Raw genomic sequence first — 13,389 nt, forward strand, 5'->3', positions numbered from 1 at the left:
ATCGGTTAGGCTGCCCGACCGTGACCGACGACGCCGCCGCCCTGACCTGCCTGGCCCGCCCGCTGCCCGGCCCGCACGACACGCCCGCGGGCTGCGCGGCGGCGCGCGGGGTGGACGGGCGGCCGCTGCACGCGGCGGCGTTGAAGTTCTTCTGGGGGCCGATGGACTGCGGCAAGTCCACGATGGCCCTGCAGATGAACTACAACCACTCCCGGCAGGGCCGCCGCGGCCTGGTCACCACCCGCATCGACCGGTCGCTGGGCCCGCGGGTCACCACCCGCATCGGCCTGACCCACGAGGCCGTCGAGGTCACCGACGACCTCGACCTGCGCGCGCTGGTCCGCGACACCTGGGCCGAGGGGGTGCGGGTGGACTACCTGATCTGCGACGAGGCCAGCTTCTACAGCGTCGAGCACGTCGAGCAGATGGCCGAACTCGTCGACAGCTACGACGTCGACGTGTACGCCTTCGGCCTCGCCACCGACTTCCGCTCCTGCCTGTTCCCCGCCGCGCAGCGGCTGTTCGAACTGGCCGACGAGGTGGCCCGCATCCAGGTCGAGGTGCTCTGCTGGTGCGGCCGGGAGGGGCTGCTCAACGCCCGGGTGGTCGGCGGGCGGGTGGTCCGCGAGGGCGCGCAGGTCGTCATCGGCGACACCGTGGACACCGCCGAGGTCCGCTACCAGGTGCTCTGCCGGCGGCACTACCGCGCCGGCGACCTCGGCCCACGCAGCAGCTGACCATCCTGCCCGGCCCGGGTCAGTACGGGTCGCCGCAGACCCGCCAACCGCCGTCCTCGTTCACCACGGACAGGGTGCGCTCCTCGGTGGCGCCGCTGTCGCGGGTCAGCTTCACCGACACCGTGCCGTGCGGGCGCCCCCGCCGGGTGGCCACCGACACGTCGACGATCTCGTAGTCGCTGACCACCGGCGGCGTACGCACCCAGCTGGTGAAGCCGATCTCGCTCCACCGGGTGCGCGCGTCGGCGCACAACCGCTCGTACGCCCCGTCGGTGTCCCCGGCGGTCACCTGCCGCAGGAACTCGTCGGCGGTCTCCCGTACCGGCCCGCTGGCCCGGGTCACCACCTGCACGTTCCAGGCGCCCAGCCCGGCCACCCCGACGCAGCACAGCGCCACGCCCATGCCGGCGAAGACCAGGCCGGCGCGCAGCGGGCGGCGCCGCCGGGCCGGCCGGCTCCACCGCTGCTCACCGCCCATATCTGTCGACGGTAGAGAATCATCGCCGCCCGTGCCCGGGAAAGCCGCCCGGCGGCGCCGCCGGGACTCACGGTTCGATCAGGCCGGCCCGGATGGCGTAGCGGGTCAGCTCCAGCCGGTCGCGCAGGCCGAGCTTCTGCAGCAGGTTCGCCCGGTGCCGTTCCACCGTCTTGACGCTGATGAACAGCAGCCGGGCGATCTCCTTCGAGGAGTGGCCCTCGGCGACCAGCTTGAGGATCTCCTCCTCGCGCTCGGTGATGGCCCGGGCCGGCGGGTCGCCGCCCTGCGCGCTGCGCTCCAGGAAGTTGCGGATCAGCGCGTTGACCGCGCCCGGGTAGAGGAACGGCTCGTCGCGCATGGCGGCCCGGCACGCCTCCACCAGGTCCCGGTCGGCGACGGACTTGAGCACGTAGCCGTTCGCGCCGGCCTTCAGCGCCTCGAAGAAGTACTGCTCGTTGTCGTACATGGTCAGGATGAGGATGCGCAGGTCCGGTTGCTGGCGGGCCAGTTCCCGGGCGGCCTGCAACCCGGTCATCCGGGGCATGGCGATGTCCAGGATGACCAGGTCGGGGCGCTCGGTGGCGGCCAGGCTCAGCGCCTCCGCCCCGTCACCGGCCTCCGCCACCACTGTCAGGTCGGGCTCGCTGTCGAGTATCAGCCGCACGCCGCGGCGGACCAGGGCGTGGTCGTCGGCGAGCAGGATCCGGGTGGTCACGATCCACCACCCCGCTCGGCCACCGGGACTGTCAACCGCACCTCGGTGCCGCCGCCCGGCGCCGGGCCCACGCTCAGCTGGGCGCCGATCAGCAGGGCCCGCTCGCGCATGCCCCGGATGCCGGCGCCCTCGGGCGCGGCGCCGATGCCCCGCCCGTCGTCGCGGACCCGCAGCCGGACCGTGCCCGGACGGTGCTCCAGCGTCAGCTCGACCGTCGTGGCCTTGCCGTGCCGGACGGTGTTGGTCAGCGCCTCCTGGGCCACCCGGTAGAGCACCAGCTCCGCGTCGCCGCCGAGGGCGGGCAGGTCGGCGGCGAGGTGCAGCCCCACGGCCAGGTCGGTGTGCCCGGTGATCTCGGTGACCAGCGCCTTGAGCGCGCTGACCAGGCCCAGCTCCTCCAGCACCCCCGGGCGCAGCCGGCGGGCGATCCGGCGGATCTCGTCGAGGCTGTCGCGGGTGGTCTCCTGCACCTGGGTCAGCTGCCCGCGCAGCGGCTCGGGGGCGTGCCGGGCCACCTGCTTGAGTTCCAGCAGCACCGCGGTCAGCGTCTGACCGACCTCGTCGTGCAGTTCCTGGGCGACCCGGCGCCGCTCGGCCTCCTGGGCGGAGAGCGCGGCGGCGGCGCTGGCGGCCCGCTCCGCCTCCAACCGGTCGATCATGGCGTTGAAGGCGTGGATCAGCTCGGCGGTGCCGCCGGGGCCGACGGGCGCCAGGCGCGGCTCGGGTTGCAGCAGGTCGATGGTGGTCATGGCGCGGGCCAGTCGGCGCAGCGGCGCCAGGCCCACCCGCAGCAGCGCGGCGTTGGCGACCAGCATCGCCACCAGCCCCACGGTCAGCACGACCGCCTCGGTGAGCAGCACCGGGGTGGAGACCGTGACCGGGCCGAGCAGCAGCAGCGTGGCGGTGACCAGCACGGCGGCGTTGAGCAGGAAGATCCGCCAGAACAGCGACACCGGTACGCCCCCTTTCCCCGACCCGCCGCCGTGGCCGGCCGGACCGCAGGTCGGTCCGGGACCGGAGGGCCAGCCTGTCCGGCGCCGGCGGCCGGTGTCCATGCGTGGCGACACCCATTTGCCCGCCGTGGCCCACCCACACCCCGCCCGAGGAGGCGCCGCACCGCCGGTGGCGCCACGGCCGCGCCGCGCGGCCGGGGTCAGGGCCAGCATGCCACGCCCGACCGGCGTGGGTGACCGCTGCCGGCCGGTCCCCGCGGTACCCGACGCGACGCCGGTGCCCGCGGGCCGGGGCGGCCGATTACAGGCCGGCACCGGCGCCAAATGGGTGTCAGACCCGATGGTCGGTCGGCGCCCCGGGCGGCTGAACTGGCAGCACGACGCCGGGCACGCCGTCCGGCCCGCGACCCCGCCACCCTCCCCGGCGCCCCCTCCCGGCGGTCCCCGCGCCGCCGGGAGGGGTCGTGGTCGTCCACCCCACCGGAGGTACTCGTGACCGCAGTGCTGGTGCCAGCCGCACCGACGACACCACCCGCCACGCCACCCGAAGGCACGCACCACGGCCGGCACGGCCCGCCGGGCCGGCGCCGGTGAGCGCCTGGCCCGCCATCGCCGCCATCGCGATCTTCGCGGTGGCGTTCATGTTCATCGCCACCGAGAAGATCAACCGGGTGGCGGTGGTGCTGGGGGCGGCCGGCCTGATGGCCCTGCTCGGCCTGGTCCCCGGCTCGGACGTGTTCTACGCGCACCACGCCGGGATCGACTGGGACGTCATCTTCCTGCTCTTCGGCATGATGATCATCGTCGGGGTGGTCAAGCAGACCGGGGTCTTCGAGTTCCTGGCGATCTGGGCGGCGCAACGCTCGCAGGGGCGGCCGTACCGGCTGATGGCGCTGCTGGTCGGGATCACCGGTCTCGCGTCCCCGTTCCTGGACAACGTCACCACCGTCATGCTGGTGGCCCCGATCACCATCTCGGTCTGCCGCCGGCTGGGCATCTCCGCCGCGCCGTACCTGATCGCCGAGGTGCTGGCCTCCAACATCGGCGGCGCCGCGACACTCATCGGGGACCCCCCGAACATCATCATCGGCAGCCGCGCCGGACTGAGCTTCAACGACTTCCTGGTGCACATGGCCCCGATCACCGTGGTGATGTTCCTGGCCTTCCTGGTGCTGGCGCGGTTCATGTTCCGCCGGTCCTTCGAGTACCACCCGGAGCGGTTCGCGGCGGTCCGCGACATGGACGCCCGCGCCGCGATCACCGACCCGGCCATGCTGACCCGCTGCCTGGGCGTGCTGGTGCTGGTCATGGTCGGCTTCGCGCTGCACACCGTGACCGGGGTCGACGTGGCGATCGTCGCGCTGCTCGGCGCCGGGGTGATGGTGCTGGTCACCCGGGCCGACAGCGCGAAGTACCTGGCCGAGGTGGAGTGGCCCACGCTGACGTTCTTCCTGGGGCTGTTCGTGATGGTCGCCGGGCTGACCGAGACCGGGGTCATCGAACAGGTCGGGCAGTGGGCGACCAGCGCCATCGGCGACAGCTGGTTCGCCGGCGCGACCAGCCTCATCTTCGGCTCGGCGGTGCTCGGCGCGTTCTTCGACAACATCCCGTACACGGCGACGATGGCGCCCATCGTGGCGGACATCGCCAGCCAGGCCGACCCGCAGACCGGGCAGGCGCTGTGGTGGTCCTTCGCCCTCGGCGCCGACCTGGGCGGCAACGGCACCGCCGTCGCGGCCAGCGCCAACATCGTCGTGCTGGGCGTCGCGGCCCGCGCCGGGGAGCCGATCAGCTTCTGGCAGTTCACCCGGTACGGCATCGCCACCACCGTGCTGACCACGCTGATCGCCTGGGGCTACGTGTGGCTGCGCTACTTCGCATGACCGCACGGGAGGCGGAGAGGGGGCCGCGGTGACCCTGACACAGCTGTACGTGACGCTGGCCATCGGCACCGGCGTCCTCCTGGTCAGCGTCGCCGCGGCCCGGCTCGCCGCCCGGCTGGGCATGCCCGTGCTGCTGGCGTACCTCGGGGTGGGTCTGCTGCTCGGGCAGGACGGGCTCGGCCTGCCCTTCGACGACGCCGCGCTGGCCCAGGCACTGGGCATGGCCGCCCTCGCGGTGATCCTGGTCGAGGGCGGGCTGACCACCGACGTGAAGGACGTCCGGCCGGTGCTGGCGCCCGCGACCGTGCTCGCCACCATCGGCGTGCTGGTCAGCGTCGGGGTCACCGCGGCGGCGGCGTACCTGCTGCTGGACATCGGCTGGCAGACGGCGCTGCTGCTCGGCGCGATCGTGTCCTCCACCGACGCGGCGGCGGTCTTCGCCGTGCTGCGGTCGGTGCCGCTGCCGAAGCGGCTCACCAGCCTGGTGGAGGCCGAGTCCGGGCTCAACGACGCGCCGACGTTCATCCTGGTGCTCACGTTCAGCGCGGCCACCCTGGACGCGGTGGCGCCGCTGCCGCTGCTGGCCGCGATGCTCGTCCAGCTCGCCGCCGGCGGCGTGATCGGCCTGATCATCGGCACGGTCGGGGTGTGGGTGCTGCGCCGGCTCACGCTGCCCACCTCGGGGCTGCACCCGATCGCGATCGTGGGCTGCGGCGTGCTCGCCTACGCGGTCGCCGGGCTCACCCAGACCAGCGGATTCCTGGCCGCGTACCTGGCCGGCCTGGTGCTCGGCAACGCCGGCCTGCCGCACCGGCGGGCCACCCGGTCGGTCGCCGAGGGGCTGGGTTGGATCGCCCAGATCGGCCTGTTCGTCATGCTCGGGCTGCTGGTCACCCCGAGCGAGCTGCCCGCGAGCACGGTGCCGGCGCTGGTGGTCGGCGCCGCGCTGCTGCTGGTCGCCCGGCCGGCGTCGGTGCTGGTGTCGCTGGCCGCGTTCCGGGTGCCGCTGCGCGAACAGGTCTTCCTGTCCTGGGCGGGGCTGCGCGGGGCGGTGCCGATCGTGCTGGCCACCATCCCGGTCGTCACCGGCGCGCCCGGCAGCGACCAGGTGTTCAACGTGGTGTTCCTGCTGGTCGTCGTCTTCACCGTGATCCAGGCCCCGGCCCTGCCCTGGCTGGCCCGGCGGCTCCGGCTCGCGCCGCACCGCCTCGGGCCCGACCTGCAGGTCGAACTGGCGCCGCTGGACGCCATGGACGCCGACCTGATCCACGTCACCGTCGAGCCCGGCTCCCGGTTGCAGGGCGTCTACCTGCCCGAACTGCGGCTGCCGCCGCCGGCCGCGACCACGTTGGTGGTACGCGGCCCGGACACCTTCGTGCCCGACCAGCACACCCGGCTACGGGTCGGCGACCAACTCGTCGTGCTCACCACCCCACGGGTGCGGGAGGCCACCGAGCGGCGGCTGCGCGCCGTCGCCCGGGCCGGGCGGCTGGCCGGCTGGTTCGGCGAGACCGGGCACCCCGATCGCGTCCCGACAGCGAACAGGAGATGACCATGCGGATCGAACGCACCGCGCTGCCCGGCCTCGGGGTCGGCTACACCCTGCGCACCGTCGAGGGAGCCGCGCTCGGCGTGCTGCACCTGCACGGCGGGCGGCGCGACCTGGTCCTCTACGCGCCCGGCGACCCGGACACCGTCGAGCGGTCGCTGACCCTCACCGCCGCCGAGGCGCGGGAACTGGCCGAACTGCTGCACCCGATCGCCACCATCGACCACGTCCCCGAACTGGAGCAGCGGGCCGGGGAGTTGACAGTGGCCGCCGTACCGGTGACCGCCGCCTCGCCGTACGGCGGCCGCGCCCTGCGGGACGTGCTCGCGGACGTCCCCGGCGTCACTGTGGTCGCCGTGCTCCGGGACGGGCGGACGATCACCGCGCCCGGGCCGGCCCACCGGCTCGCGCACGGTGACGCCCTGCTGGTCGCCGGCACCCCGGCGGACGTCGGCGCGCTGAGCCGCCGGATCACCCCCGGCGAACCATGACCCGCCGCGGGTACCTGCCAGAGGATGTCAGGTACCTGCGGCAGGCTGGCCGGCATGACAGTGACAGCCGATCTCGCCATGGTCAACCTCGACAGCTCCGACCCGGCCGCACACGCCGCGTTCTACCACCGGGTGCTCGGCTGGGAGGTCACCCACAGCCAGCCCGAGTACGCCATGATCAGCAGCGGTGGCGTGGCCATCGGCTTCGGACTGGTCGAGGGCTACCGCCCGCCGTCCTGGCCGGACGCCTCCGGCGGCAAGCGCTACCACCTCGACCTGTACGTCGACGACCTGGCCGGCGCCGAGCAGGAGTTCCTGGCCGCGGGCGCGTCGAAGCCGGAGTTCCAGCCCGGCGACGGGCGGTGGGTGGTGCTCGTCGACCCGATCGGGCAGCCGTTCTGCATCTGCCCCCGCCCGCAGGGCTGAAGCCGGCGGGCCGGTCAGCCGCGGCGGCGGGACCGGGCCGCCCAGATCACGTACGCCGGGTCGCGGTCGAGGTTGTGCCGGTCCCGGTCGTAGCGGCGGGTGGTGCGCGGGTCGGCGTGCCCCATCGCGTCCTGGACGTCCTCCAGCGGGACGCCCTCGGCGCGGGCGGTGGTGGCGAAGGCGTGCCGCAGCGAGTGCGGCGACAGCCTCGCCCAGGCCGGGATGCCGGCGGTCCGGGCCAGCCGGCGCACCAGCCGGAACACCGAGTGCCGGTCGAGCCGGGCGCCGCTGGCGGTGACCAGCAGCGGCCCGGCCAACTCGGCCACCGGCACCCCCTGGGCGGCGGCCCGCTGGGCCAGGTAGGCGTCCACCGCGTACGCGGTGCCGGGGGTGAGCGCCCGGCGGCGGGCCCGGCCGCCCTTGCCGACGAACCGGACGCTGCGGTGCCCCCGCTCGGCGCCCAGGTCGGCCAGGTCCAGGGAGACCAGTTCGCCGACCCGCAGCCCGAGGTCGGCCAGGAGCGCGATGGCTGCGCGGTTGCGCGCCGCGGTGGGCCCGGTGTCGGCCTCGGCGGCGGCGAGCAGCGCGTCGACCTCCTCCGGGGTGAGCCCGACGGTGGCCGAGTGGTCCCGGTCGATGCGCGGCCGGTCCGCGCCGGCCACCGGGTTGGCCGGCACCGCGCCCAGCTTGGCGAGGAAGTCGTACCAGCTGGACAGCGCGGAGAGCTTGCGCGCCACGGTGGCCGGGGTCAGCGGGCGGCCGCTGCGCACCGCCAGCGTCGACTCCAGCGTCCGGCCGTACTCGTTGACGTGCAGGAAGCTGGCCCGCAGCGGGTCCAGTTCCCGGTCGGCGCACCAGGCCAGCCAGCCGGCGATGTCCCGCCGGTACGCGTCGCGGGTGTGCTCGCTCAGTCGCCGGTTGCGCAGCCACGCCTCGGTGAAGTCGGTGGGACCCCCGGGCAGGGCGGGCGGGGCCGGCGGCCGGGGCAGCGCCGGGACGTCCGAGGAGATCATGTGAAAAAGGTTCTCAGCCCGGGGTGGGAATCGCGACGAGGCGCGCCCGACCGGTTCGGCGACAACCCCGCCGCCCGGCCCGCCGCCGGGCCGGAGGTAGCGTCGGGCGGTGCGCGCGAGTCGGCTGGTCTCCCTGCTGCTGCTCCTGCAGGCCCGGGGCCGGATGACCGCGCAGGAACTGGCCGACGCCCTGGAGGTGTCGGTGCGCACCGTCTACCGCGACGTCGAGTCGCTCGGCGCCGCCGGCGTCCCGGTCTACGCCGACCGCGGGCCGGCCGGCGGCTACCGCCTGCTCGACGGCTACCGGACCCGGTTGACCGGGCTCACCGCCGACGAGGCGCAGGCGCTGTTCCTGACCGGCATGCCGGGCCCGGCGGCCGAGCTGGGACTCGGTTCGGTGCTGGCCACCGCGGAGTTGAAGCTGCGCGCCGCGTTGCCGGCCGAGCTGGCCGATCGGGGCGAGCGGATCCGGCAGCGGTTCCACCTGGACGCCCCGACCTGGTTCCGCGAGCCGGAGCCCACCCCGCACCTGGCCGCGCTGGCCCGGGCGGTGTGGGAGGACCGCCGGGTCGAGGTGCGCTACCGGCGGTGGAAGGCGCCCCGGGAGGTGACCCGGCTGCTCGCGCCGCTCGGCGTGGTGCTCAAGGCCGGTCGCTGGTACCTGGTCGCCGACGCGGGCGGCGACGTGCGCACCTACCGGGTCGGCGCGATCCTCGAGCTGACCGTCCTGGACGAGCACTTCGACCGGCCGGACGACTTCGACCTGGGGCGCTGCTGGCAGGAGCACGCCGACCGCTACGAGCGCGGCGTCTACCGGGCCGAGGCGACGGTACGGATGACCACGGCGGCGCTGGAGCTGACCGGGTACGTCTTCCCGCCGGCGATGGCCCGGGCGGCGCGGGCGGCGGCCGGCCCGCCGGACGAGCACGGCTGGCTGCGCACCACGGTGCCGATCGAGTCGGTCCGGCACGGCCACATCGAGCTGCTGAAGCTCGGCGCGGAGGTGGAGGTGCTGGCCCCGGCGGAGCTGCGGGAGCGGTTCGTCGGCACCGCGCGGGCGCTGGCCGAGATGTACGCCCCGGCGCCCTGAGCCCCGGGGGCACGCCTCGGGGCGGGCCCGGCGCGCGGACCCGCCCCGGAAGCGGTCAGGCGTTGATCTGCTTGCGGCCGTTGCCGTTGGCGGTGATGCTGATCCGCCGCGGCTTGGCCCGCTCGGCGATCGGGATGCGCAGCGTCAGCACGCCGTTGTCGTAGCCGGCCTCGAGCTTGTCGGTGTCGAGGGTGTCGCCGAGGAACAGCTGCCGGCTGAAGGTGCCCATCGGGCGCTCGGCGGCGACCAGTTCGACCTTGTCGCCGGTGGGCCGGCGGCGCTCGGCGCGGACGGTCAGCACGTTGCGCTCCACCGTGCAGTCGATGCTGTCCGGGTCGACGCCGGGCAGGTCGAACGCCGCGTAGAAGTAGTCGCCGTCGCGGTAGGCGTCCATGTGCATCATGGCCGGCCGGGCGGTGGTGCCGAAGAACTGCTCGGCGAGCCGGTCGATCTCACGGAACGGGTCGGTACGCATCAGCATGGTCGTGCCTCCTCGGTTCTCCTGGCCGAAGGTGTCAGGTTGAGTCTGGGTGACTCAACTTCCTCTTCTGTGATAGCGCGGGAAGCGACAGTCGTCAACTCGGCAGGAGCTTTTCGAACCGGTCCTCGGCGTGGCCGTACCGGGCGGGAGGCGGCGGGCGCCGCCGCGGGTGCCGGCGGCGGTCAGCGACGGCGGGCCGGCAGCAGGGCGATCAGTGCCGCCGCCACCGCCAGGTGCATGGCGCCGAGGGCGACCTTGGCGCCGCCGGTGGCGTCGGTGGCGACGACCGGGAAGAGCGAGAGCAGCGCCACCACCACCGCGAGCACCGTCCAGACAGCGGCCCCCCGCCGGGTCAGTCGCTCCAGCACGGCCAGCGCCGCCCAGCCCAGCAGGGCGGAGCCGAGCGACACCGTGACGATCGCGGCGGGGCCGAGTTCCATCGCCGGCTGCCCCGGATTCCGCACTGTGTAGTCGACGCCGGCGATCGCGCCGACGGCCCAGATGAGCACGCAGGCCACGACGGCGGTGGCCATGCCGAGCGCGCGGCGACGCAGGGACGGGGCGGGGGTGGCGGTGGTGGTGGTGGACGACGCGGTGGCGGTCATGGTTGCTCCTCGGTCGGGGACGCGAACAACTGAGACCGTAGCAGATCGTCTTGATCGAGACTATCTCATTCGGAACTAAAATCCGGGGCGGCTACCCGGGCCGCACGCCCCGCCGCCCGCCAGCCGCCCCGCCACCAGCGCCTCGATCGACCGCAGGAACACCGCGCGGTCGGCCTCCGGCAACGAGGCGAGCACGTCCCGGTGGATGCCCGCCGCGATCTCCTGTGCCCGGTGCAGCACCTTCTCGCCCTCCGGGGTGACCTCCACCAGCCGGGCCCGCCGGTCGCTCGGCGACGGCTGGCGACGGACCAGGCCCGCGGCCTCCAACTGGTCCAGCGTCACGACCATGGTGGTCTTGTCGACCCCGCACCGGTCACCGAGCTGCCGCTGGGTGAGCCCACCCGGCCGGGCCATCAGCAGCACGTAGTGGGCCCGAGGTGAGATGCCCAGTTCGGCCAGCCCGGCGGCCAGCTCCTCGGTCAGCGCGTGACTGGCCCAGGAGAGCAGGAACATCAGGTCCCGGGTGCCACCGGGCGAGCACGAGGTCATGCCCCCGAGGCTAACAAGATGTTCCGTGACGGGATCGTTTCGCCGGCGAACGATCAGGCGCCGCTGCGCCAGTAGACGCCCTGCTCCCGGGCGAGCAGGCCCTCGTCGACCAGGTAGCGCCGCAGGGTGACGTGGTCCGAGCCGCCACCGGCACACCAGGCGCGCAACGCGTCGTCCACCGCCCGCTCCGGATAGCGCACGCCCGGGTCGAAGCTGCCGGCGATGTGCGCCAGCAGCACCCGGCGCCGGCCGCGCTGCGCCGGCAGGGCGACCAGCACCCCGTCGCGCAGGAACGTGCGCAGGATCTTCTCCGCCGGCTCCCGCGCCGCCCGGGCCGGCGGGTCGGTGCGGGCCGCCTCGCGCAGCCGGTCCGCGTCCACCCGCAGGTCGCCGTCGTCGCCGGTGACCAGGCCGGCGTCGCGCAGCCGGCGGATCGCCGTGACGACCGGCCGTGCCGCCAGCCCGGTCCGCCCGGCCACCGCCGGCGCGTCCGCGGCGCCGAGCACGATGGCCGCGAAGACCTGTCGCCGTATGTCGTCGGCGAGCGCCCCCGCCAGAACCTGTGCCGTCATGCCGGCCACCCTGCCAGCGGCGGTAGGGCGGCGCCAGACGATTTCCCCGGTGTCAGTCGGCCGGCCGCTCGGCGACCAGGACCACCCGGCGCAGCAGGTCGGCCAGGAGTCGCCGCTGCTCGGGATCGAGGGCGGCCAGCAGCCGCTGCTCCTCGGCGCCCCGCACGTCCATCGCCCCCCGCCAGGCGGCCCGGCCGGCGTCGGTGAGCTCGACGTCGACCCGGCGCCGGTCGACGTCGGACGGGATGCGCCGGACGAACCCCCGCCGGTGCAGCGCGTCCACCCGGGCGGTGACCGAGGCGGGCGCCATGGCCAGGTCGCGGGCCAGGTCGGACGGGGCGGCGCGACCGCCGCGGCCGGCCAGCGCGTGCAGGGTGTCGTACTCGTGCCCCTGCAGGTCGAGCGTGGCGAGCGCGCGCTGCTTCACGGTGCGCAGGTGCCGGGTGAGGAACTGCATCCGGGTGACCGCGCCCTCGATGTCGGGGTCGAGGTCGGGCAGGACCGGCAGCCAGCGTTCCACGTGCCGGTCGACCTGATCGCGGGCGGTCATGCGGAGAGCGTACGTCAACGACGAAATATTCGTTGACGAAAGGTTCGATGTCGAAGTACTTTCCTCCGGTGACCCATCCCCTGCGCGTCCGCTCCTTCCGGCTGCTCTTCCTCAGCCGTACCGTCTCGGCCGTCGGTGACGCCGTGGTGCCCGCCGCCCTGGCCCTGGCCGTGCTCCGCGCGACCGGCTCCCCCGGCGCGCTGGCCCTGGTGCTCGCCTGCGCCACCGTTCCCCGGCTGCTGCTGCTGCCGCTCGGCGGTGTGCTCGCCGACCGGTTCGACGCGCGCCGGGTAGCGATCGCGGCCGACCTGGTCCGCTGCGCCGCGCAACTGGTCGTCGGCGTCGAACTCCTCGGTGACCCGGCCCTGGCCCCGATCGCGGTGGCCACCGCGGTCGGCGGCGCCGCGGGCGCGTTCGCCCTGCCCACCGCCGCACCCCTGGTCGCCGCCACGGTCACGCCGGCCCAGCGGCAACCGGCCAACGCGCTCGTCGGCGTCACCGCCAACGCCAGCCGGCTCGCCGGACCGGCGTTGGCCGGCGCGCTGATCTGGGCCGCCGGGCCGGGCTGGGCCTTCCTGTTCGACGCCGCCTCGTTCGCGGTCAGCGCCGCGCTGCTGGCCGCCGTCCGGATCCGCCACGTGCCGCTGCCCGCCCCGTCCCTGCGCGCCGACCTGGTGCACGGCTGGCGGGCGGTGCGCGCCCGCGACTGGTACTGGACCAGCCTGGTGGCGCACGGCGTGTGGAACGGCGCCGCGGCCGTGCTGATGACCCTGGGCCCCGCGGTGGCCGTGCACCGCCTCGGCGGCGAGGGCGTCTGGGTGCTGCTGTTGCAGGCCGGGGCGGTCGGCATGCTCGCCGGGTCGCTGCTGGCCGCGCGGGTGCGACCCCGCCGTCCGGTGCTGCTGGCCAACCTCGCCCTGGCCGGCTACGCGGCGCCGCTGGCGCTGCTGGCCGTCGCCGCCCCCGCCCCGCTGGTGATCGCCGCGTACGGGCTGGCGCTGACCGCCCTCGGCTACCTCAACCCGGTCTGGGAGACCGTCGTGCAGCACGAGTTCCCGCCGCGGGTGCTCGCCCGGGTCACCTCGTACGACTGGCTGGTCTCGCTGGCCGCGACGCCGCTCGGCTACGCTCTCGCGCCGGTCGCGGCGCGGACCTTCGGCGACCCCGCGCCGCTGCTCACGGCCGGCCTGCTGGTGCTGGTCGCCTGCGCCGGCACCGCCGCCGTGCCCGGCGTACGCCGGCTGACCCTCGCCCCGCGCGACGACCTGGCGGCCGCCGCGCGGTGACCCGGCGCGGG

General features: G+C 74.8%; 16 protein-coding genes. 7 read left to right on the top strand and 9 right to left on the bottom strand.

Going from position 1 to position 13,389, the window contains the following annotated elements; all coding sequences use genetic code 11:
* Positions 1 to 20 precede the first annotated feature (20 nt).
* Complete coding sequence (locus Q3W71_RS28980) at positions 21 to 737, top strand: thymidine kinase (protein ID WP_302922642.1); 717 nt, start codon at positions 21 to 23, stop codon at positions 735 to 737.
* A gap of 19 nt (positions 738 to 756) precedes the next feature.
* On the opposite strand, the gene Q3W71_RS28985 is transcribed toward Q3W71_RS28980, so the two are convergent.
* From Q3W71_RS28985 to Q3W71_RS28995, 3 genes are all read right to left on the bottom strand, one after another.
* Complete coding sequence (locus Q3W71_RS28985; protein ID WP_302922643.1) at positions 757 to 1,215, bottom strand: hypothetical protein; 459 nt, start codon at positions 1,213 to 1,215, stop codon at positions 757 to 759.
* Positions 1,216 to 1,282: 67 nt separating this feature from the next.
* Positions 1,283 to 1,930, bottom strand: a complete 648-nt coding sequence (locus Q3W71_RS28990; protein WP_302922644.1) for a response regulator transcription factor — start codon at positions 1,928 to 1,930, stop codon at positions 1,283 to 1,285.
* Complete coding sequence (locus tag Q3W71_RS28995; protein WP_302922645.1) at positions 1,927 to 2,883, bottom strand: HAMP domain-containing sensor histidine kinase; 957 nt, start codon at positions 2,881 to 2,883, stop codon at positions 1,927 to 1,929. Before Q3W71_RS28995 ends, Q3W71_RS28990 begins: the two co-directional genes overlap by 4 nt.
* A 590-nt stretch (positions 2,884 to 3,473) precedes the next feature.
* Between Q3W71_RS28995 and Q3W71_RS29000 the strand changes: the two genes are divergently transcribed.
* From Q3W71_RS29000 to Q3W71_RS29015, 4 genes are read left to right on the top strand one after another with little or no spacing between them, the layout of a single operon-like run.
* On the top strand, positions 3,474 to 4,766 hold the full coding sequence (locus Q3W71_RS29000) for an ArsB/NhaD family transporter (RefSeq protein ID WP_302922646.1): 1,293 nt from the start codon (positions 3,474 to 3,476) through the stop codon (positions 4,764 to 4,766).
* 28 nt (positions 4,767 to 4,794) lie between these two features.
* Complete coding sequence (locus tag Q3W71_RS29005; RefSeq protein WP_302922647.1) at positions 4,795 to 6,318, top strand: potassium/proton antiporter; 1,524 nt, start codon at positions 4,795 to 4,797, stop codon at positions 6,316 to 6,318.
* Between the two features lie 2 nt (positions 6,319 to 6,320).
* Complete coding sequence (locus Q3W71_RS29010; RefSeq protein ID WP_302922648.1) at positions 6,321 to 6,806, top strand: cation:proton antiporter regulatory subunit; 486 nt, start codon at positions 6,321 to 6,323, stop codon at positions 6,804 to 6,806.
* A 54-nt stretch (positions 6,807 to 6,860) separates the two neighbouring features.
* Entirely contained in the window at positions 6,861 to 7,232 is a 372-nt protein-coding gene (locus Q3W71_RS29015) for a VOC family protein (RefSeq protein WP_302922649.1), read from the top strand.
* Positions 7,233 to 7,246: 14 nt separating this feature from the next.
* Here the strand turns inward: Q3W71_RS29015 and Q3W71_RS29020 are convergent, their stop codons facing one another.
* Complete coding sequence (locus tag Q3W71_RS29020) at positions 7,247 to 8,245, bottom strand: tyrosine-type recombinase/integrase (protein WP_302922650.1); 999 nt, start codon at positions 8,243 to 8,245, stop codon at positions 7,247 to 7,249.
* A 109-nt stretch (positions 8,246 to 8,354) separates the two neighbouring features.
* Between Q3W71_RS29020 and Q3W71_RS29025 the strand changes: the two genes are divergently transcribed.
* A complete protein-coding gene (locus Q3W71_RS29025; protein WP_302922651.1) occupies positions 8,355 to 9,335 on the top strand; it encodes a YafY family protein in 981 nt (326 codons plus the stop codon).
* A gap of 55 nt (positions 9,336 to 9,390) precedes the next feature.
* Here Q3W71_RS29025 and Q3W71_RS29030 read toward each other — a convergent pair whose 3' ends face one another.
* The 5 genes from Q3W71_RS29030 to Q3W71_RS29050 all read right to left on the bottom strand — a co-directional run bounded on the left by Q3W71_RS29030 (position 9,391) and on the right by Q3W71_RS29050 (position 12,092).
* Positions 9,391 to 9,816: an Hsp20/alpha crystallin family protein gene (locus Q3W71_RS29030; protein ID WP_302922652.1), complete on the bottom strand. Its 426-nt coding sequence runs from the start codon at positions 9,814 to 9,816 to the stop codon at positions 9,391 to 9,393.
* Positions 9,817 to 9,998: 182 nt separating this feature from the next.
* Complete coding sequence (locus Q3W71_RS29035) at positions 9,999 to 10,421, bottom strand: DUF6069 family protein (protein ID WP_302922653.1); 423 nt, start codon at positions 10,419 to 10,421, stop codon at positions 9,999 to 10,001.
* Positions 10,422 to 10,496: 75 nt separating this feature from the next.
* Complete coding sequence (locus tag Q3W71_RS29040) at positions 10,497 to 10,970, bottom strand: MarR family winged helix-turn-helix transcriptional regulator (protein WP_302922654.1); 474 nt, start codon at positions 10,968 to 10,970, stop codon at positions 10,497 to 10,499.
* Between the two features lie 53 nt (positions 10,971 to 11,023).
* Complete coding sequence (locus Q3W71_RS29045; protein WP_302922655.1) at positions 11,024 to 11,542, bottom strand: DUF2087 domain-containing protein; 519 nt, start codon at positions 11,540 to 11,542, stop codon at positions 11,024 to 11,026.
* Between the two features lie 52 nt (positions 11,543 to 11,594).
* Positions 11,595 to 12,092, bottom strand: a complete 498-nt coding sequence (locus tag Q3W71_RS29050) for a MarR family winged helix-turn-helix transcriptional regulator (protein ID WP_302922656.1) — start codon at positions 12,090 to 12,092, stop codon at positions 11,595 to 11,597.
* A gap of 68 nt (positions 12,093 to 12,160) precedes the next feature.
* On the opposite strand from Q3W71_RS29050, the gene Q3W71_RS29055 reads away from it, so the two are divergent.
* Positions 12,161 to 13,378 (top strand): MFS transporter, encoded by a 1,218-nt coding sequence (locus tag Q3W71_RS29055; RefSeq protein ID WP_302922657.1) that lies wholly within the window; start codon positions 12,161 to 12,163, stop codon positions 13,376 to 13,378.
* Positions 13,379 to 13,389: the final 11 nt, after the last annotated feature.

Source organism: Micromonospora sp. C28SCA-DRY-2 (genome assembly GCF_030519475.1).
Classification (GTDB): domain Bacteria; phylum Actinomycetota; class Actinomycetes; order Mycobacteriales; family Micromonosporaceae; genus Micromonospora.

Coding starts and splice junctions, on each gene's coding strand:
- Q3W71_RS29015 (WP_302922649.1), top strand. CDS start 6,861: ATGACAGTGACAGCCGATCTCGCCATGGTCAACCTCGACAGCTCCGAC.
- Q3W71_RS29040 (WP_302922654.1), bottom strand. CDS start 10,970: ATGACCTCGTGCTCGCCCGGTGGCACCCGGGACCTGATGTTCCTGCTC.
- Q3W71_RS29030 (WP_302922652.1), bottom strand. CDS start 9,816: ATGCTGATGCGTACCGACCCGTTCCGTGAGATCGACCGGCTCGCCGAG.
- Q3W71_RS29035 (WP_302922653.1), bottom strand. CDS start 10,421: ATGACCGCCACCGCGTCGTCCACCACCACCACCGCCACCCCCGCCCCG.
- Q3W71_RS29045 (WP_302922655.1), bottom strand. CDS start 11,542: ATGACGGCACAGGTTCTGGCGGGGGCGCTCGCCGACGACATACGGCGA.
- Q3W71_RS29050 (WP_302922656.1), bottom strand. CDS start 12,092: ATGACCGCCCGCGATCAGGTCGACCGGCACGTGGAACGCTGGCTGCCG.
- Q3W71_RS28985 (WP_302922643.1), bottom strand. CDS start 1,215: ATGGGCGGTGAGCAGCGGTGGAGCCGGCCGGCCCGGCGGCGCCGCCCG.
- Q3W71_RS29010 (WP_302922648.1), top strand. CDS start 6,321: ATGCGGATCGAACGCACCGCGCTGCCCGGCCTCGGGGTCGGCTACACC.
- Q3W71_RS29020 (WP_302922650.1), bottom strand. CDS start 8,245: ATGATCTCCTCGGACGTCCCGGCGCTGCCCCGGCCGCCGGCCCCGCCC.